This is a genomic window from Kitasatospora sp. NPDC056138 (assembly GCF_042264695.1).
Taxonomy (GTDB): Bacteria; Actinomycetota; Actinomycetes; order Streptomycetales; family Streptomycetaceae; genus Kitasatospora.
This window is the reverse complement of sequence record NZ_JBHJVK010000066.1, coordinates 16899-33104: the sequence shown is the minus strand read 5'-3', so window position 1 is coordinate 33104 and position 16206 is coordinate 16899. Positions and strand designations below refer to the sequence as shown.

The following is a 16206-nucleotide window of genomic DNA, read 5'->3' as shown; positions in this document are numbered from 1 at the left end:
CACCACAAGTAAACGCGCGGGCCGGGACGATCCGCGCCACCCCCAACGAGGGAAGGGAAGATCCGTGATTCAGACCGTTGTGATCACCGGCGCCAGTGCGGGAATCGGACGTGCCACCGCCCGGCTCTTCGGACGGCGGGGCGCGGACGTGGGCCTGCTGGCCCGGGGCGAGGCAGGTCTGGACGCTGCGGCGCGAGAGGTCGAGGAGGCAGGCGGAAGGGCACTGGCCCTCCCCACCGATGTTGCCGACTACGATCAGGTCGAGGCCGCCGCGGCCGCGGTCGAGGAGGCCTTCGGGCCGATCGACGTGTGGATCAACGTCGCTTTCACCTCGGTCTTCGCGCCGTTCGACGAGATCGGGCCCGACGAGTTCCGGCGCGTCACCGAGGTCTCCTACCTGGGATTCGTCCACGGCACCCAGGTGGCGTTGGCCCGCATGCTGCCCCGGGACGCGGGCACTATCGTGCAGGTCGGCTCGGCCCTGGGGTACCGCGCTATTCCGCTCCAGTCCGCGTACTGCGGAGCCAAGCACGCCGTCAACGGATTCACCTCCTCCATCCGCACGGAGCTGCTGCACGCCAGAAGCAACGTGCACATCACCGTGGTCCAGATGCCCGCCGTGAACACACCGCAGTTCTCCTGGGTTCTGTCCCGGCTTCCCAACCGCCCGCAGCCGGTGCCGCCGATCTATCAACCGGAGGTCGCCGCCCGGGGCGTCGCGTACGCCGTGGATCACCCCCGCCGCAAGGAGTATCTCGTCGGAAGCTCCACCGTCGCCACCATCGTCGGCAACAAGATCGCGCCCGCGCTCCTGGACCGCTACCTCGCCCGGACCGGCTTCGCCGCCCAGCAGACGGACCGCAAGGCCGCTCCTGGCCGGCCCGACAACCTCTGGCAGCCCCTCGACGGACCAGGTGGCCATGACCACGGAGCCCACGGAATCTTCGACGACCGGGCCCACGGACACGCTCCCCAGCTGTGGCTCTCCCACCATCGGGCCCTCGCTACCGCGCTCCTCGCCGGAGCCCTCGCAGCGGTCATGGCGCGGCGCAGGCGACCGCAGGGGCACTGCGGCGGCTCCAGGCTGCGGTACGCCCCCGCCCGCAAGCGCGCTCGCCGGTGATGCCGCCAAGACCAGGGGCCGGCCGCCCGCGCCGGTTTCCAGCCGTACCGCGTAACCGCCGAAGCCGCCGCAACCGTTGGGCTGCCGGGCTGCTGGTGCTCGCGGCAGCGCTCTACAACGACTGGCTCCTGGAGTTCACCCTGCCCACGGGCCTGGACCCGCGGCACTCCTATGTCAGTGAGCTCTACGCGGCCGATCAGCCGTTCCGGGTGCTGTTCAGCACGATCGAGCTCACCTGTGCCGCTCTGGTGACAACCGCCGGGCTCCTCGCACACGACCGGACGGGCAGCCACTGGGCCCGGACCGGCTGGGGGTTCCTGGCCGCCTTCGGCATCTTCTCTGCAGCCGACGTCGCTCTCCCGATGAGCTGCGCCCCTTCGGTGTCGCACGGCTGCCAGGCCGTGCACCGCTGGCACACCGTGACCAGCGGGCTGGTCCACTTCGCTCTCTTCGCCTCGATGACGCTGCTCAGCCTGGCGGCCCGCACCGAGCGGCCGGTCCTCCCCCTGGTCGGCCGCTGGGGGCCGAGGCTGCTGCCGTGTGCCCTGGTGAGCGCGGTGGCCACAGTCGGCCCACTGCTCGGCCATCCCGGCTGGCAGGGGGTGCCCCAACGGCTGCATCTCGTCCTGGTGGGCCTGTGGTTCGCTCTCCTGGCCACTGCACTTCACAAGTCCCGACCGTCGGCCGACCTGTCGGATCTGCCCGCCACGGCATCGGACACCACCCTCGGGGCGGCAGGAGCAGGACTGCGCCGCAGCTGCGTCGACCGGTCCATGCCGTACTTTTCCTGGTAGGGCCGCGGATTCCCCGGTCCGGCGCGGCCCTTGGCCGGCGTCGTCCATCGCCGGTGCACGGCGGTCAGGACTGGGCTGTGATGGCGAGGCACAGTGCGGCGATACCGACGGCGAGCCAGGTGAGGTAGTCGCCCAGCAGGCCGGAGTGCAATCGGCGCAGCGGAGCGATGATGCGTGCGGTCAGATGTCGGAGGCTCGGAGCCGCCCGGAGCCGTACGGCGGCGGTGGCGGCCAGGACTGCCAGGACGGCGGAGAGCAGTCCGAGCGCGATGCCGGTCCCGGTCCAGGCTCCGCCGCCGGTCGGTGCGGCCCCGGCCATGGCCCTGGCCCCGGCCGCGGCCGAGGCGTAGGCCGAGCGGTCGGTGAACAGGGCTGATCCGTGCGCCATGGCGGCTGCAACCGATGGCACACTGCCAGCAAGCGCGCACAGTAGGAGCAGCGCCGCCGGGACGGCGAGCATCGGCCGTGGCACCGGGCGCTGGGGGGAGCGGACCTCCGGTTCCTCACCCTCGCCGGTCGTCTCCGCCTCACCCGGCCGTTCTCTCGGCACCGGGCCCGCGCCCCAGAAGACCCGTAGACCGGCGCGCAGCACGGCGCCCCCGGTGACCGCCGACGTGGCGACGAACACGGCGGGCAGCCAGCCCTGCCAGTGGCCGGCCGCCTCGTCGGCGACCGCCTTGCCGAGGCCGGTGCCGAACGGCGGCAGGCCCGCCAACGCAAGGCCACCCACGAGGAACATCACGCCGACCAGCCGCAGGGGGCGGGCTCTGCTGTGCAGACCGTGCTCGTCGACGGAGCCGTAGAGGTCGAGCAGGATCCCGGTCAACGCGAACAGGGCGGCCTTGGCACAGCCGTGCCCGGCGACGTAGAGGGCGGTCCCTGCCACGCCGTCGCGGCTGAGCAGGGCGACACCGATCATGAACAGGCCCACGTGGCTGATGGTGGAGAAGGCGAGCATCCGCTTGAGATGCCGTTGCTGCCAGCACATCAGGGCGCCGAGCAGTGCGGTGATGACGCCCAGTGCTGCGAAGGTGGTCCGGAAGGCCGAGTGGGGAATGCCGCCCGGCCCGGAGAAGACCGTCCAGTACACCCGGGCGGTGCCGTAGACGCCGAGCTCGACCATGGCCCCCGACATCAGCATGCACACAGGCGTCGGAGCGACGGCGTGTGCGTCGGGAAGCCAGAAGTGGAACGGGGCGATCGCAGCCTTCACCAGGAGAGCGGTGACCACCAGGACAAAGGCGATGCTGACGAGCACGTCCGGCCTGCGCGTTGCGAGTTGTTCGCCGAGGTGGGCGAAGTTGAGCTCTCCGGTGCGGGCATAGAGCAGGGCGATGCCGAGCAGGGAGCAGTACGCGGCGAAGGAGTTGACGATACCGAACGTGAGGGCGCCCTGGAGGGGACGCGGATCCTCGATCCGGTAGCCGGTCAGGGCGTAGGCGGAGGCACCCATGAGCTCGAAGAAGACGAAGGCGTTGAAGAGGTCGCCGGTCAGGGCGAAGCCGACCATGCCCGCCTCGAACAGCAGCAGAAGCGCGGGGAAGACGCCGGTGTGTTCGCCGGTGGGCTCCTCGAAGTAGCACCAGGAGTACACAACTGCGGCCAGCACCAGCACGGCCACCAGAAGCGCCAGTCCCGCACCGATCGGGTCGGCGGCGAGCACGATGCCCACCCGGCCGGACCAGCCGCCGAGCTGCGCCGTGGCGTAGTGGCCGGTCAGCGGCCACAGCAGGGCCAGGCACACCAGGTCGGCAACGGCCACTGCGGTGGCCAGGAGGTCGGCGCCGGCCCTTGGCAGCCAGCGTCCCGCCACTGCCAGGAGAGCCGCCCCGAGCAGCGGGATTGCCACAGCCAGTGGCAGGAGTTCCGCGGCTGTCACGGCGTCAGCCCCTCAGGCCGGTGAGCTGTTGGGGATCAACCGTGCCGTGGCGTTTGCGCAGTTGGATGGTCAGGGCGAGGAGCAGAGCGGTGACGGTCGCCCCCACCACGACATCGGTCAGCGCCAGGGCCTGGACCACCGGATCGACCACCGGGCGGCTGCCCGGGGCGATATCGCTGAACACCGGGGCGGTACCGCCGCGTCGGTAGCCGACACCGAGCAGCATCAGGTAGGTGGACGACTGGGCGACGGCCAGGCAGCCGACCGCGTGGATGATGTTACGGCTGGTCACAAGCCCGTAGAGGGCCACCAGGAGCACCCACCCCGCGGCGAGGAACGGCAGAACACGCATCAACCCGGCTGCTCCTTGTGCTGGGCTTCGGTGATCTCCACGGCCTGGTCGAGGAAATGGGCGAGGAGCACGATCAGGCCCGAGCCCACCTCGATCCCCACGGCCGCGTTCAACAGTGGGACCAGACCGCCGGAGGTGATCTGGTTGAACGTGCCGAGCGGAAGCCCGTTCTCCAGGAACGCGCCCCCGGCGGCCAGTCCGGCCAGACCCAGGATGGTGAACGACGCGGCGGCCAGGGAGTCCGCGACATCGAGTACGGTCAGTGGCCGCACCCGCTCCAGCGCCCGGTAGTCGGCGGCGACGTAGGCGAGGTGCAGTGCGGTGGCCAGTACGACGCCGCCCTGGAAGCCGCCGCCCGGGCTGAGCTGCCCGTGCGCGACGATGTACACCCCGACGACGAGCGTGACCGGCAGCAGGGTTGCACCGAACAGGCGGGTGGTGGGCAGGACCCGCTCGGGCCGGGGCCGGCCCCGGTGCTCGTCACGGGCCGTCCGCAGCAGCAGCGTCGCGCCGAGGACCGTGCCGAAGAGGATCGACTCCTCACCGAGCGTGTCGAACGCCCGGATGTCGAAGTTGACCGACGAGACCACGTTGGCCGTCCGGTGGGCCAGTGCCGCCGCCACCGCACGGTCGCCGTACGGGTGGACGTCCGTCCCGAAGGGCGGCAGTTCGGTACAGGCGGCGATGAGGAACCCCGCGATCACGGCCGCAGCGAGCGCGAACAGTGCAAGGCGGACGCGGGCCGTCACTCGCGGTCCCCGTGATCGCGGGCGTCAGCGGGTCTGCGCCTGACCTTGCGGACCGTCAGCAGGATCAGCAGCGGGGTCAGCGCGGTGCCCACTGCGAGCTGGGACAGGGCCACGTCGGGCGCCTGGAGGACGGTGAACAGCAGGGCGAGGCCGAGTCCCAGTGCTGCCAGCGCCACCGCCTGCCGCACCGGCTCCCGGCACAGCACAGCCAACGTCGCTGCCGCCACCACGAAGAGCAGGCAGACTCCGATCAGCGCGCCCGTCACCGCTCTGCCCACCCGTCCGCCCGTCCCGCAGAGCGTCCCTCGGCCTCCAGGGACGCCTTCCCGATCGCGATGGTGCTGACGGTGCCGCCCACGGCCAGGAGCATCCCGATCAGCAGGGTCTTCACGGCTGCACGACTCGCTCCCTGGTCGACGGCCACCGCCAGGGCGACGAGCGGTACACCCAGGCAGGACGCGGGCGCCAGCGCGTGCAGTTTGCGGAACGTGCCTGGCAGGAGGAGCAGAGCCGCCGCTGACAGCAGGACGAATCCCGTGCCCGCCCACAGCAGGACAAGAGCGATCACATGACCAGTTGCCATCACGCCATCCTCGGGTCGTAGGTGAACTGCCGGCATTCAGCGGTCAGGAAGCCCGTTCCGGCCGGGTTCGGTGCCGCCCTCCTCCTCGTGACCCTCGCCGCACACGAACCGGGTGAAGACGAGCGTTCCTGCGGGTGACAGCGCCGCCAGTACCAGCGCCAGATCCTGGTACGCCGGTCGTTCGAATCCCTCGGGAAGCACCAGGAACACCGCCCCGGCCACTGATCCCAGCAGAGCGACGGCCGCCAGGCGGCACACAGTCCTGCCGCGCGCCACCTGCCACAGGCAGGGCGGGACGGTACCGGTCAACAGCACCAGCACCGCAGCCGACCACGCGCTCACCGGACCTCCCCGGAGTCGCCCAGGGCGCGCTGGAGCGGCCCGCCGCCCTCGTGGAACGCGTGCACCAACAACTCGCCGCTGCTGGGGGAGTCCACCACGCAGGTGTCGGGTGACGCGGCGGTGAGGACGCCGGCCCAGCCCGCGTCCGTGCCGTCGTGGAGTCGGACCAGCTGCCACACGTCCGGTGCTTCGCGCCGCCGGCCCAGAGAGCGCAACAGGACGCTGCAGCCCCGGAGGAGGGCGAAGGGCAGCAGCAGCAGCACGGCGCGGCACGCCCCGCGCCATCCGGTGACGCTCACCTGCGCGGCCAACCGAACTCTTCGAGCGCACAGTGCGCCACCCACGCCTGTCACCGCCGCCACCACCAGCTCGACGGGAGACACCGAACTGATCAGCATCACGGTCATGATCACGAGCACGCCGCTCCACAACGCCACCTCCGTCACCGCGCCACGCATCGCACCCACCCTTCTCGTGTCGCCCGGCCACCGCCCGTATTCTTCGGGCCCGGGGACCGGGGCGACCCGTTCCCCGGACGGCCGCCGCGCCGGACATCACTCCGACGGCCCAGCCGCGCCGGGGCGCAGGCGTCCGGGTGCGCTGGGTCCGGCTTCCGGGCTCTCGATGACGCCCTCTCGCGTCCGGCGGCTCGCCTACCCCCGCAGCGGTCGCTCATGCGCGTCGCCGGGCCCCGTGTGGACCCGAACTCGCCCGGGACCCGGCGTGGTTGGCAGCTGGGCTGCTGTCTGCCCGGGGGCGGGATCCGGGGCGGAGCTCAACGGCCCAGTGCGTCGGCGAGCTGCCTCTTGTTCATCTTCGACCGGCCCTTGATGTTGCGTTGCCGGGCTTCGTTGTAGAGCTGGTCGTAGGTGGGGCCCTGCGCTCCGCTGTGGGATCTGAGCCCGCCACGTCGGCCGGAGGAGATGTCCTCCAACGACGTGCGGCTGGCGGTCTTCGACTCGCCGTGCCTGGCCCGTTCCTTGTTCACCGTCCGAGCGGCGATCTCCTCGGCGGTGTCCTCGTCCCTGCCGCGTTCCAGCAGGCTCTCCTTGATGTGCTCGTACTGACGCTCACGCTTGGGGCTCGATCCACGGGGCATGTCACGCATCCTTCTCTCGGTTGGGTGCGGGTAGTCGCTACAGTGCGCTCATTCGAGCAGCATCGCACCGGCGAGCGCCTCGGGCGGGCCGCCGGGCATTCGGCGCCGGGTGATGTCGGACGCCCCGCGCGGAGCCACCCTGCGGAGCGCAGGAGAGGCCGTGGGCTCAGGTACTGAACTTGATCGGGTGATGTCGGGCTGTTTGCCGGACAGCGTGCGGGTGGCTTCGGTAGTCCTGGTGGTGTGAGATATCCGCAGGGTGGCGGCTTGACCGACGCCGGGAGGACCGCGCGGGAGCGGGTCCGGCTCCAGGCCGTGGCTGGCTTCGAGGCTGGCGATAAGAACCGGGAGATCGCTACCGGGTTGCGTGTCTCGGAGCGCTCGGTGGAACGCTGGCGGCGCCAGTGGCGTGAGGAGGGCCTGGCCGGGGTGGCATCGAAGGGATCGCCCGGCCGGCCCCGACTGTCGGACATACAGATAGAGCGGCTGGAGCGGGAGTTGGAGCGCGGCCCGCTGGCCCACGGGTGGGCCGACCAGCGGTGGACGCTGGCCCGGGTGAAGACGCTGATCGGCCGCCTGTTCCACGTCTCGTACACCGTGGAGGGCACGTGGCGACTGCTGCGGCGGCACGGCTGGTCCTGGCAGCAGCCCGCCCGGCGCGCGATCGAACGCGACGACGACGCGGTGGAGCTGTGGAAGCGGGAGGTCTGGCCACGGGTAAGAGCACCGCGGCGGTGAACAACGCCTGGGTGGTCTTCGAGGACGAAGCCGGCCAGTCGATGACGCCGCCGCGTGCCAGGACCTGGGGCCGCCAGGGCATCACCCCGGTCGTCCGCGTGCGCGGGCGCGGCTCGGGTCGGGTCTCCATGGCGGGGATGACCTGCTACAAGCCCGGCGAGCGGTCCCGTCTGATCTACGCGATCCGCGAGTACCGGGGACGCAAGGACGAACCGAAGGGCTTCGGTTGGAAGGACTACCGCGACTTGATCGTCCGTGCCCACACCCAGCTCGGCGGCCCGATCGTCCTGGTGTGGGACAACCTGCGCATGCACCTGGTCTCGCCGCTGCGGGAGTTCTTCGCGGCCAACACCGCCTGGCTCACCGTCTTCCAGCTACCGACCTACGCCCCGGACCTGAACCCGCAGGAGGGCGTCTGGTCGCTGGTCAAACGCGACATCGGCAACCTCGCCGCTGCGGATCTCAGCCAGATCACCCGAGCCGTGAAGCGTCGCCTCAAAAGAATCCAGTACCGACCGGAGCTGGTCGACGGCTGCCTGACGGCCACGGGTCTGATACTGGAGGGCTGACGTGCTTCAGTCCTCCCAGTTCGCGTAGTCGCCCATCGCGACGTCGTCACACAGGGTCTCCCATAGCCCGTTGTGTGCGAGCGCGGTGCCATCGAGGGTAGCGAGGAGCTCGCGAAGGTCGTCCGCCGCCTCGTCGAATCTGTCCTCCTCGCCTTCTTCGTAGAACGGGAAGCGGGCGATAGTGGCCGCGACGCACCGGTGGAAGGCTCCGAGGTCCCTGTTCACGTGATTGGTGGTCGAAGACTTGGTTGTGGGGATGTGCACGATGCGGCGCGAAGCCACATCGATGGCGATGAGTCCAAACAGACCGCTGGTCCCGAAGACGACCACCCCGCTCTCGCCAATCCCACCGAGGACTGCCGCCTCGGTCAGCGGTTGGTACTCGTAGCCGATCAGCCCTGCTGGTACGCCGATCTGCCGCAGATCGGCGGCGATCTCGGTGGGCACCTCTGGTGAGCAGCCGATACGGACCACGACATACTGGGGCAACGGCAACGGCGGCAGGTCTCGAATCACGCGGACATCATCCTCATACTCCCGCGTCATGGGAAAGCCGCGAGCCGGGCCCCACCACCGCGCGGCAGACCCCGACATCACGAGTTCAAGTTCAGTAGCCATCCGGCGTCGGCATCCTGCTCGCGGGGCGGCAGCAGTGGCCTCGGAGGCCGTGGCGAGCGCCGGATGCGCTGTGGGAAGGACGCAGTCTGACGGTCCGCCAGGGTGGGGTTGGCGGCTGGGAGGCAGAAGTCGCTTGTGTACGACGGACCGGCAGGGGCAGCTGGTGAGTACGGCTGCCCCTGACCGGGGCCGACCGTCTGTCCGTCGAGAGGCTCTGGAGGTTGCCCATGACCCGCCACGGCGGTGACGTGATCGCGGAACTCGAGTCTTCGGCCGCCGCCGCAATGCGCAGGGCCGCCGCTGAGGACTCCCGAGCGTGGTCCGTCCGAACCAGGGGAGAGGGCTGGCGCCTGGCGGACACCGGGCCACGACGGGCCGGGGGAGTCGGCAAGCGGTGAGGGGCCCGGACCGGACAAGCTCGGACGCTCGCACTGACTCCGGCGCTGTGCTACCCGCGGCTTGCGGGTAGCCGGAGATGCCTGGGTCGCTGTGGACGTCCGCCCACAGCGACCCGGGGCGCCCCGGCGGTTCGGACCGGTCGGCCGGCCGACCCGGGAGTCGCTCTGTCACCGGACCGTGCTCCCTGAGCCGGGCTGGGTCGCTGGTCAGCGGGTGACGTCACCGGCGCGATCGCCGGCCAAAGGGCGCGCCGCCGAAGACAAGGCCCGCGAGGAACAGCACGATGTCGATCACCAGGAGCCACAATGGGCCCTTGACCAGCGCTCCGGCGAATCCGTCGACATTAGGTGCCGTCCGTGCGGTCCGGCAAGAGGATCCGCAAGAATCGGCTTTGACCGGATATGCGCACCCCAGGCAGGACGTAGGCGAAGGAATGGTCATCCTGACCACTCCTCGCACAACGGGGGGTCTGCTCGATCAAGGAAGTGCTGTTTCCGGGACCGCTGTGCGGGTGGAGAGAAATTTCAACAAGAGCCGTCGGGCTGGCGCTTCGCCGTAGTCTCGTCGGCGGTCCGCCTGGCGAAGCCACTGGCGCGGCGGCGCCGACGGGTCAGTGCCTCCCATAGTGGGTCGGGCTGGCCGGGCACCGTGCGTCCGGCCAGGCGCCAGGCGGCAGCCAGCGCGCTGTAGAGCGGCACACCGGCATCATGAAGAGTTTCCGCCCCTCGGCTGGGCACAGGAGTCAGAGCGGACGTCGTCACGACTGCTCAACGACCACCAACCACCGGCGGGCACGCCGAGGAGCTTCACGCGTTGACTCCTGGTGCTGAAGGGGGTGGCCGTCGGGCGGGCGCGGGTGCAGCATCGAGATGAGAGTCAGCCCGCTCCTGCGAAGGAGCCCTCACCATGCCCCGACCTTCGCCCAGCCACCGCCACCCGGCCGCTCGCCCCAGGACCGATCAGCCCGTCCTCGGTGTCTTGTCGCTCGCGGACGGGCAGCTCACCCTGCGCCTGGCTCCCGGGCTGGCCGGCCGCACCACCGCCGTGTTGAAAGGCGAAATCGACTTGTACGGCGGCGCGGGCCTGGCCGAGGCCCTGGCCCGCGCCGCCCTGGACTGCCCGGCGGGCCTCGACCTGGACCTGACCGCCGTCCGCTTCTGTGACTGTGCAGGGCTGGAGGCACTGCTGCGGGCCCGCGAACAGGCCCTCAATGCAGGGCGCACGCTGGTCATCAGCACCGCCAGCGCCCCGGTAGAGCGACTGCTGACCCTCACCCACAGCCGCCACCTGCTTACCGACGCCCGGCCCCGCGACCGCCCCATGGTCGCCGGGACCAAACCAACCGCCACCAACCGGCCTCCCGTCCGATGATGTGATCCACCGGCCTGCAGGCGTGGCGGCCGCGCCAAGTTGGGAAGAGGGCCGATCATGGAGATGATCACCGCAGGAGCCGGAGCGTCGCTGCCCTGGCCGCCGCGGTCGCTGCGGGCCGTCCCATGCTGGTTTCCCCTGCCGATCCGGCGAGCGGACGGCTGGTACTCGCCGAGGACGGCTGGGTCGGCTGCGAGCAGGCGCACACCCTGGCCGGGCCCCACCTTGGCTGGCTGGCGGTCCTCCGGGAGACCCACCTGGCGATCCGACGCCCCGGCGGCCCGCCGTGCTTCGACGGCGAGGTGGGCGCGACCCGCGAGTCACGCAAGGCGGCGCGAAGCCACCGCGCGATGCTGCTCTCTCCGGCCCTTTCATACAAGTTGCCGAATTCCCGGCCGCGGCCGGGCAATTGTGTGCGCTCGTCTTTCCGGCCCGGCTGATTGGCGACTCCTGCTGACGCGCAGACGGCATGGCGCGGGCCATGGGGGATTAGGTCTGTGCGCCGCCCTTCTGCCGTGCCAGGCAGGTGCCGGGGTCAACGAGTCGGCCCTGCCCGGGGGTTGCGGCCCAAGGAGCGACCGTCCACCGCGGGCAGCCAGGTGGCAGGGCCTCCTGGCAGTCGATTAGCCGCCTGGGTGGCCGACTGCTCGCGGTGGCGGTCGACTGGCATGCTTTCCCGGCGCGATAGGGCGTCTAACTCGTCCATACGGCTACGCCCCTGCCAGCGGGTGGGTCGAACGGGTGGCCGGGGCCCGAAGTCACCGCGCCTGACCCACCAGATGGTGAGAGGCGGCTGCCGCGAGCACACGAAGGATGCTGCACAGCAGAGTCCGGGTTTCGGGGCGGGCAGGCCGGGTGACGGGGTGGGACACGGCGGCTCCTGGCAGTGCGAGGTGGGAAGGAGCGTCAGCTGACGGTCAGGGTGTGCCGTGCATGTACTGGTAGCTGGTGCAGATGTAGGGGTAACTGCCCGCTTTCGTTGGGGGTGGTGAGGGTTTCGGACTTGCCGCTCGCGATGGTGCTGGTGTCGAGGAACTTGTCGGAGGCGGTCAAGGTGTGCGCGGTGGCGTCCTCGTTGACGACGGTGATCGTGTCACGGGGGCGCACGGTGACGGTGGACGGGACTGACTGGCTGTGGCGGCCAGCGGTTTTCCACGTCGGCCGCAAGGTCCGGTCTTCGACCCTGGATGGCTGGCGCCATCGACTCGCACCGTGGTTCGCCAGCTAACTGAGTCGGTGCTGGTGCCGTGTGACTTGTGGCGTTATTGCTAGGCCGGTGGCCGCGTATGAGCCGGCTGAGGAGGCCGACTCATCTCTGGTCATCCTCATCCTCATAGTCCTCGTACTCGTCGTCTTCCTGGTGCTCGCCGTCCTCCTCATCCTCCTCGTCGGCTTCTCCGCCGTCGTCGTACTCTTCGTCTTCTTCCTCGGCTTCCTCACCTCCGTCGTCGTACTCGTCCTCCAGTTCATCGTCGGCGTACTCGTCGTCGGGCTGTTCGTTCTGGTTTGCTTCCTCCTCTTCCATGGCCTCCTCGTGGGTGCGGACGACCTCGCCGTCGCGGATCTCGCCGCGCCAGCCCTCCGCCTCGTCGTTGGTAAGGGAGACATGCCGCTGGAAGTTCTTGAAGTCCAGGCGCAAACGGCGGCCCTGGGCGCGCCAGATGTTCCCGGTCTTCTCGAAGAGCCCCGAGGGGTAGTACTCGACGGCGAGGACGACGCGGGTGAGGGTCGGTGTCAGTTCGTGGAAGCTCACGGCCCCGCGGGTGCTGCCCTTGGCGCCCTGTGACGTCCACACGATGCGTTCGTCCGGCACCTGCTCCTGGACGGTTGCCTTGAAGCTGCGCTTCGAAGGTCCGACCTTGACCTTCCAGTCAGTGGTCACCTCGTCGCCCTGCGAGACGTCCTGCACGCCCTTCGCGAACCCGCTGAAGTCCTGGTACTGCGTCCAGTGGTCGTACACGGTCCGCACCGGCAGGCCGATGTCGAGGACCTCGACCATGTTCATGACCTTCTTGCCGGCCTTGCGGCCGGCCTTGCCGCCGCCGAAGACACCCTTGATCTTGTCAACGACGTTGTCCTTGACACTCTTGGCCTTCTCTGACACGAACGCTTTGAGTGGTGATTCACCCTGCAGGACGCGGGCGCCCACCTTGGGCAGCACGCCGCCGCTTTCCGCGACATCTGTGAGCTGGCCTGTGAGGTCTTTGACTTTGTCGCCGGCTTTCTCGACCAGGTGTTCCATCTGGGCGCCGAGAAAGTTGACGGCTTCCTCTCGCAGCCGGTCGATGCCTGAGACCTCGGGCGCTTCTTGATCCGTCCTGGCCATGACCTACCTCCGCCGGGTGGACCGCGTGGGTGCCTTGGCCGCGGTGCTCTTGCCCGCCGTGGTCCTCTTGGCCGGGGCCTTCTTCGTCGGCGCGGTCGCCTTCGTTCCCGCAGACTTGGTGACGGAGGACTTGGCGGGGGCTGCGCGTGTCGATGACCGCTTGGCCGGGGGCGCTGTCTTAGCGGGGGACTTCTTTGCCGCCGGAGCCGACTTCTTCGCAGGAGCCGCTGCCTTTTTCGCCGGCGTGCGTGCGGACGACGACTTCGATGCGGCCTTGGGGGCGGCCGAAGCGGCGCGCCGGCGCGAGGGGCGCTCTTCGGCCGTGGGGGCGGCGCGCCGGCGCCGTGCAGGGCGCTCCCGATGCGGTTCTTCCTCCGGTTCCTCCTCTGGCTCCTCGTCTTCGGCTTCGTACTCTTCCTCGGGTTCCTCCTCGTCCGCTTCGTACTCTTCCTCGGGTTCCTCCTCGTCTACGTCCTCTTCTTCGTCCTCATCGCCCTCCGGCTCTTCGTCTTCGGGCTGCTCGTACTCTTCCTCCTCGCCAGACGGCTCTTCCTCTCCTGATCCCTCTTCTTCCTTCTGCGGCTTCGGTTTGCCGATGTTCAGCGTGCGCTCCCTAAGGGAGTCGGCGAACTGCCCGATACGGCGGTCGGCCGCGGCCGCCACGGCATGCTTGCCGGCTTCGAGCAGTTCTCCGCGGACCTGTTCGTTCAGCTCCGCCACCTGCGGCACCTCGCTGAGCCGGCGGAGCCCCTCGGTGGCGAGCTGGCGCGGATCCAACCCGAACCGGCGGCCAGCGAGGTAGGTCGCAACGCCGAACGCGAGCCGGCCTTTCTTGGCTCGTCCGAGCAAGTAGCCCCCGGCGACCGCAGCCGCAAGGGCAATTTTGGCGGTGTCTTTCATGAGGTCGTTCCTTCCGGCTCCTGCGCCCCTCCTGCCCGAGGGGCACAAACTCGGAGGAGCCTGGGCGAGACGGGTGTACTGCCGAGAACCTGGGATCAGCAGCAGCTTTTCGTGGGCGCGCCCGCATGCCTGCACAGGGGCCGCCGGCCAGTCGCCACCTGGGCGAGCACGTGCCGCATCGAAGCGATCGGCTCACGCGCGCGGGCACACTGCGCGCGGGCTCGCCCCGCGAACCGGTGCGGTTCTGCACTGGCGCTTCTACCACCAGTCTGGTCAACGCGGACGCTCTGCGCACGCGGGGCGCTTCGAATCCCGACGTCGGCGGACCGGGGACGAGTGAGCCCTCAGACCTCGCCAGGCGCAAACCGCCCGATATCATGAAATAGGCTGTGCCGGTAGGAAGTCCCGGTACACGCGCTACTCAGCAGCACGTCGTCTCCGAGCCCGGAGAGGAACATGGCCGCAGGCAATGACGATGGCGCCCGGCGGAGCAGGGCTGTGTCCAGCAGCACGTCCGCAGCCCCTACCAGCGGCAGTAGCCGAAGACCCACCGCGGAAAAGCGCCGGCACCGGCGGATCTCAGCGCCGAGGGCCATGGGCTACGCAGCCGAGCAGCTCGCACAACTCCTGGGCCGCGCACCAGAGTCCGTCTCGGCGCTCAAACCCACCGAGGACGGCTGGCAGGCCGATGTGGAGGTGGTGGAACTGGAACGCATCCCTGAGACGACCAGTGTGATGGCCAGCTATCGGGTAACGCTCGACGAGGAGGGCGAACTCGTGGCGTACGAGCGCATCCGCCGCTACACCCGCGGGCAGATCGACCGGCGCACCTGAGAGCCCGTCGTCCGGGCGGGCAGACAACCGCTCCGGCCGCTACGGCAGCCGGCGAAGGGAGGCACCGTGACTGTGGTGCCGCAAGGCGCAGCCAGTGTTTCCAGGAGTGGAAGCACCGGAAACCTCTACGACATCCTCGAGCTGATCCTGGACCGTGGACTGGTTATCGACGTCTTCATCCGCGTGTCTCTGGTCGGTATTGAGATCCTCAAGATCGACATCCGGATCGTCGTCGCCAGCGTCGACACCTACCTCCGCTTCGCTGAGGCGTGCAACCGCCTCGACCTGGAGTCCGGACGCAAGGCGCCGACCCAGCTCACCGACATCGTCGGCGAGGTCACCGAGGGCGGAGCACACGGCAAGAGCAAGGGCGCGCTCAGCGGCGCCATCGAGGCCGTCACCGACTCCCTCCACCTTGGCCGCGACAATGACGACGAGGACAAGGAACCCGCCCCGAAACGCGAGAGGCCCACCCGCCGGCCCACCAGGCGACGGGAGGAGTGAGATGGCCCTGTACGTCTACTCCATCACTGCCGCCACCCACCCGAAGCACCTGGACGGCCTCACCGGCGTCGGAGACCCACCCTCGCGGCTGCGCACCGTGGACGCCGGTCCGCTCAGTGCCGTCGTCAGCGACGCGCCCGAGGGCCTGCGGCCCAAGCGCCGCGACCTCGCGGCCCACCAGGCGGTCCAGGAACGGCTCATGGCCGACGGCACCGTTCTTCCCCTGCGCTTTGGGCTTATTGCGCCGGACGACGACTCCGTACAGTCCGCGCTCGACGAGCGGCGCGAGGAGTATGTGCAGCGCCTGACGGATCTGGAGGGCTGTGCCGAATACCACCTCAAAGCGGCCATCGACGAGGAGGTGCTGCTGCGCCAGATCCTCCAGGAGTCACCCGAGGCACGGCGCCTCAACGACGACATCAAGGCCGGCGACACCAGCCCGGATCTGCCTTTGGCTCTCGGTGAGCTCGTCGTTCAGGAGGTCCAGGCTCGCCACCAGGTACTGGCAGCCGGACTCACCGAAGCGCTTCGCCCCTATGCCCGCCAGGCGCGTCCCTCCGAGCCGACCGGTGCCGACTTCCTGAACATCTCCTTCCTAGTGGAGCAAGACAACCGCGAGCGCTTCCTCTCCGCCGAGAAAGGCCTCACCAGCGAACTGGGTGAGGAGTTCGACCTCCGGCTGCACGGCCCACTCCCCGCTTACAGCTTCGTCTAGAACAGCTAGAGGAGGAATCCCGTGGGCCTGCTCACCCAGATCCTCACCCTCCCACTGGCCCCGGTACGCGGCACCGTGTGGGTGCTGGAACGCGTCGTCGAGGCCGCCGAGGACGAGTACTACGACCCCGCACCCGTCGAACAGGAACTCGCCGCACTCGAGAGGGCCCTCCTCGCCGGAGATATCGACGAGGAAACCTTCGACCAGCGCGAAGACGAACTCCTCGACTGGCTCGACGAGATCAGAGCCCACTGGAGCCGCAGCGACAGCTGACTCGGCACCTCAACGCACCCAAAGGGCAGGGAAGGAGG

Annotated in this window: 23 protein-coding genes; 10 read left to right on the top strand and 13 right to left on the bottom strand. The window is 69.6% G+C overall.

The window, feature by feature from the left end; translation table 11 throughout:
• Positions 1–64: 64 nt before the first annotated feature.
• The gene (locus tag ACFC1R_RS30640) at positions 65–1123 is read left to right on the top strand and encodes an SDR family oxidoreductase (protein WP_375944129.1); all 1059 of its coding nucleotides are present in this window, start codon (positions 65–67) and stop codon (positions 1121–1123) included.
• Positions 1124–1218: 95 nt separating this feature from the next.
• Positions 1219–1917 (top strand): DUF998 domain-containing protein, encoded by a 699-nt coding sequence (locus tag ACFC1R_RS30635; RefSeq protein WP_375944127.1) that lies wholly within the window; start codon positions 1219–1221, stop codon positions 1915–1917.
• A 64-nt stretch (positions 1918–1981) separates the two neighbouring features.
• Here the strand turns inward: ACFC1R_RS30635 and ACFC1R_RS30630 are convergent, their stop codons facing one another.
• The 8 genes from ACFC1R_RS30630 to ACFC1R_RS30595 form a co-directional block, all read right to left on the bottom strand.
• On the bottom strand, positions 1982–3796 hold the full coding sequence (locus tag ACFC1R_RS30630; protein WP_375944125.1) for a complex I subunit 5 family protein: 1815 nt from the start codon (positions 3794–3796) through the stop codon (positions 1982–1984).
• 4 nt (positions 3797–3800) lie between these two features.
• Positions 3801–4148, bottom strand: coding sequence for a sodium:proton antiporter (locus tag ACFC1R_RS30625; RefSeq protein WP_375944123.1), 348 nt, complete (start codon positions 4146–4148; stop codon positions 3801–3803).
• Positions 4148–4897: an MnhB domain-containing protein gene (locus tag ACFC1R_RS30620; RefSeq protein WP_375944121.1), complete on the bottom strand. Its 750-nt coding sequence runs from the start codon at positions 4895–4897 to the stop codon at positions 4148–4150. Before ACFC1R_RS30620 ends, ACFC1R_RS30625 begins: the two co-directional genes overlap by 1 nt.
• Positions 4894–5163, bottom strand: a complete 270-nt coding sequence (locus ACFC1R_RS30615) for a Na(+)/H(+) antiporter subunit B (protein WP_375944119.1) — start codon at positions 5161–5163, stop codon at positions 4894–4896. Before ACFC1R_RS30615 ends, ACFC1R_RS30620 begins: the two co-directional genes overlap by 4 nt.
• Positions 5160–5480: a monovalent cation/H(+) antiporter subunit G gene (locus ACFC1R_RS30610; protein ID WP_375944117.1), complete on the bottom strand. Its 321-nt coding sequence runs from the start codon at positions 5478–5480 to the stop codon at positions 5160–5162. Before ACFC1R_RS30610 ends, ACFC1R_RS30615 begins: the two co-directional genes overlap by 4 nt.
• 36 nt (positions 5481–5516) lie before the next feature.
• The gene (locus ACFC1R_RS30605) at positions 5517–5822 is read right to left on the bottom strand and encodes a monovalent cation/H+ antiporter complex subunit F (RefSeq protein WP_375944115.1); all 306 of its coding nucleotides are present in this window, start codon (positions 5820–5822) and stop codon (positions 5517–5519) included.
• On the bottom strand, positions 5819–6280 hold the full coding sequence (locus tag ACFC1R_RS30600) for a hypothetical protein (RefSeq protein ID WP_375944113.1): 462 nt from the start codon (positions 6278–6280) through the stop codon (positions 5819–5821). Before ACFC1R_RS30600 ends, ACFC1R_RS30605 begins: the two co-directional genes overlap by 4 nt.
• Before the next feature lie 317 nt (positions 6281–6597).
• Positions 6598–6921 carry a plasmid stabilization protein gene (locus tag ACFC1R_RS30595; RefSeq protein ID WP_375944111.1) on the bottom strand — a complete coding sequence of 108 codons (324 nt, stop codon included), beginning with the start codon at positions 6919–6921 and terminating at the stop codon, positions 6598–6600.
• Positions 6922–7164: 243 nt separating this feature from the next.
• Between ACFC1R_RS30595 and ACFC1R_RS30590 the strand changes: the two genes are divergently transcribed.
• Together ACFC1R_RS30590 and ACFC1R_RS30585 are read left to right on the top strand one after the other, a co-directional pair.
• Positions 7165–7659, top strand: a complete 495-nt coding sequence (locus tag ACFC1R_RS30590; RefSeq protein WP_375944109.1) for a winged helix-turn-helix domain-containing protein — start codon at positions 7165–7167, stop codon at positions 7657–7659.
• Between the two features lie 41 nt (positions 7660–7700).
• Positions 7701–8228, top strand: coding sequence for a transposase (locus ACFC1R_RS30585; protein WP_375944148.1), 528 nt, complete (start codon positions 7701–7703; stop codon positions 8226–8228).
• 6 nt (positions 8229–8234) lie between these two features.
• On the opposite strand, the gene ACFC1R_RS30580 is transcribed toward ACFC1R_RS30585, so the two are convergent.
• Both ACFC1R_RS30580 and ACFC1R_RS30575 read right to left on the bottom strand, forming a co-directional pair.
• Complete coding sequence (locus tag ACFC1R_RS30580) at positions 8235–8846, bottom strand: SUKH-4 family immunity protein (RefSeq protein WP_375944107.1); 612 nt, start codon at positions 8844–8846, stop codon at positions 8235–8237.
• A gap of 923 nt (positions 8847–9769) precedes the next feature.
• On the bottom strand, positions 9770–9943 hold the full coding sequence (locus ACFC1R_RS30575) for a hypothetical protein (RefSeq protein WP_375944105.1): 174 nt from the start codon (positions 9941–9943) through the stop codon (positions 9770–9772).
• A gap of 208 nt (positions 9944–10151) precedes the next feature.
• Here ACFC1R_RS30575 and ACFC1R_RS30570 point away from each other — a divergent pair, with 208 nt between their 5' ends.
• Positions 10152–10616: an STAS domain-containing protein gene (locus tag ACFC1R_RS30570; RefSeq protein WP_375944104.1), complete on the top strand. Its 465-nt coding sequence runs from the start codon at positions 10152–10154 to the stop codon at positions 10614–10616.
• Between the two features lie 125 nt (positions 10617–10741).
• The gene (locus ACFC1R_RS30565; RefSeq protein WP_375944102.1) at positions 10742–11056 is read left to right on the top strand and encodes a hypothetical protein; all 315 of its coding nucleotides are present in this window, start codon (positions 10742–10744) and stop codon (positions 11054–11056) included.
• A gap of 466 nt (positions 11057–11522) precedes the next feature.
• Here the strand turns inward: ACFC1R_RS30565 and ACFC1R_RS30560 are convergent, their stop codons facing one another.
• The 3 genes from ACFC1R_RS30560 to ACFC1R_RS30550 form a co-directional block, all read right to left on the bottom strand.
• Positions 11523–11723: a hypothetical protein gene (locus ACFC1R_RS30560; protein WP_375944100.1), complete on the bottom strand. Its 201-nt coding sequence runs from the start codon at positions 11721–11723 to the stop codon at positions 11523–11525.
• Positions 11724–11925: 202 nt separating this feature from the next.
• Positions 11926–12942 (bottom strand): SRPBCC family protein, encoded by a 1017-nt coding sequence (locus ACFC1R_RS30555; RefSeq protein ID WP_375944098.1) that lies wholly within the window; start codon positions 12940–12942, stop codon positions 11926–11928.
• A 3-nt stretch (positions 12943–12945) separates the two neighbouring features.
• Positions 12946–13842: a histone protein gene (locus ACFC1R_RS30550; protein ID WP_375944096.1), complete on the bottom strand. Its 897-nt coding sequence runs from the start codon at positions 13840–13842 to the stop codon at positions 12946–12948.
• A gap of 456 nt (positions 13843–14298) precedes the next feature.
• On the opposite strand from ACFC1R_RS30550, the gene ACFC1R_RS30545 reads away from it, so the two are divergent.
• From ACFC1R_RS30545 to ACFC1R_RS30530, 4 genes are all read left to right on the top strand, one after another.
• Positions 14299–14676, top strand: coding sequence for a gas vesicle protein (locus ACFC1R_RS30545; protein WP_375944094.1), 378 nt, complete (start codon positions 14299–14301; stop codon positions 14674–14676).
• Between the two features lie 66 nt (positions 14677–14742).
• Entirely contained in the window at positions 14743–15180 is a 438-nt protein-coding gene (locus tag ACFC1R_RS30540; protein WP_375944092.1) for a gas vesicle structural protein GvpA, read from the top strand.
• A gap of 1 nt (position 15181) precedes the next feature.
• Positions 15182–15895 (top strand): GvpL/GvpF family gas vesicle protein, encoded by a 714-nt coding sequence (locus ACFC1R_RS30535; protein ID WP_375944091.1) that lies wholly within the window; start codon positions 15182–15184, stop codon positions 15893–15895.
• A 21-nt stretch (positions 15896–15916) separates the two neighbouring features.
• Positions 15917–16168: a gas vesicle protein GvpG gene (locus ACFC1R_RS30530; RefSeq protein WP_375944089.1), complete on the top strand. Its 252-nt coding sequence runs from the start codon at positions 15917–15919 to the stop codon at positions 16166–16168.
• Positions 16169–16206 lie beyond the last annotated feature (38 nt).

Coding starts and splice junctions, on each gene's coding strand:
- ACFC1R_RS30565 (WP_375944102.1), top strand. CDS start 10,742: ATGCTGGTTTCCCCTGCCGATCCGGCGAGCGGACGGCTGGTACTCGCC.
- ACFC1R_RS30545 (WP_375944094.1), top strand. CDS start 14,299: ATGGCCGCAGGCAATGACGATGGCGCCCGGCGGAGCAGGGCTGTGTCC.
- ACFC1R_RS30580 (WP_375944107.1), bottom strand. CDS start 8,846: ATGGCTACTGAACTTGAACTCGTGATGTCGGGGTCTGCCGCGCGGTGG.
- ACFC1R_RS30550 (WP_375944096.1), bottom strand. CDS start 13,842: ATGAAAGACACCGCCAAAATTGCCCTTGCGGCTGCGGTCGCCGGGGGC.
- ACFC1R_RS30600 (WP_375944113.1), bottom strand. CDS start 6,280: ATGCGTGGCGCGGTGACGGAGGTGGCGTTGTGGAGCGGCGTGCTCGTG.
- ACFC1R_RS30595 (WP_375944111.1), bottom strand. CDS start 6,921: ATGCCCCGTGGATCGAGCCCCAAGCGTGAGCGTCAGTACGAGCACATC.
- ACFC1R_RS30585 (WP_375944148.1), top strand. CDS start 7,701: ATGACGCCGCCGCGTGCCAGGACCTGGGGCCGCCAGGGCATCACCCCG.
- ACFC1R_RS30555 (WP_375944098.1), bottom strand. CDS start 12,942: ATGGCCAGGACGGATCAAGAAGCGCCCGAGGTCTCAGGCATCGACCGG.
- ACFC1R_RS30570 (WP_375944104.1), top strand. CDS start 10,152: ATGCCCCGACCTTCGCCCAGCCACCGCCACCCGGCCGCTCGCCCCAGG.
- ACFC1R_RS30535 (WP_375944091.1), top strand. CDS start 15,182: ATGGCCCTGTACGTCTACTCCATCACTGCCGCCACCCACCCGAAGCAC.
- ACFC1R_RS30610 (WP_375944117.1), bottom strand. CDS start 5,480: ATGGCAACTGGTCATGTGATCGCTCTTGTCCTGCTGTGGGCGGGCACG.
- ACFC1R_RS30625 (WP_375944123.1), bottom strand. CDS start 4,148: ATGCGTGTTCTGCCGTTCCTCGCCGCGGGGTGGGTGCTCCTGGTGGCC.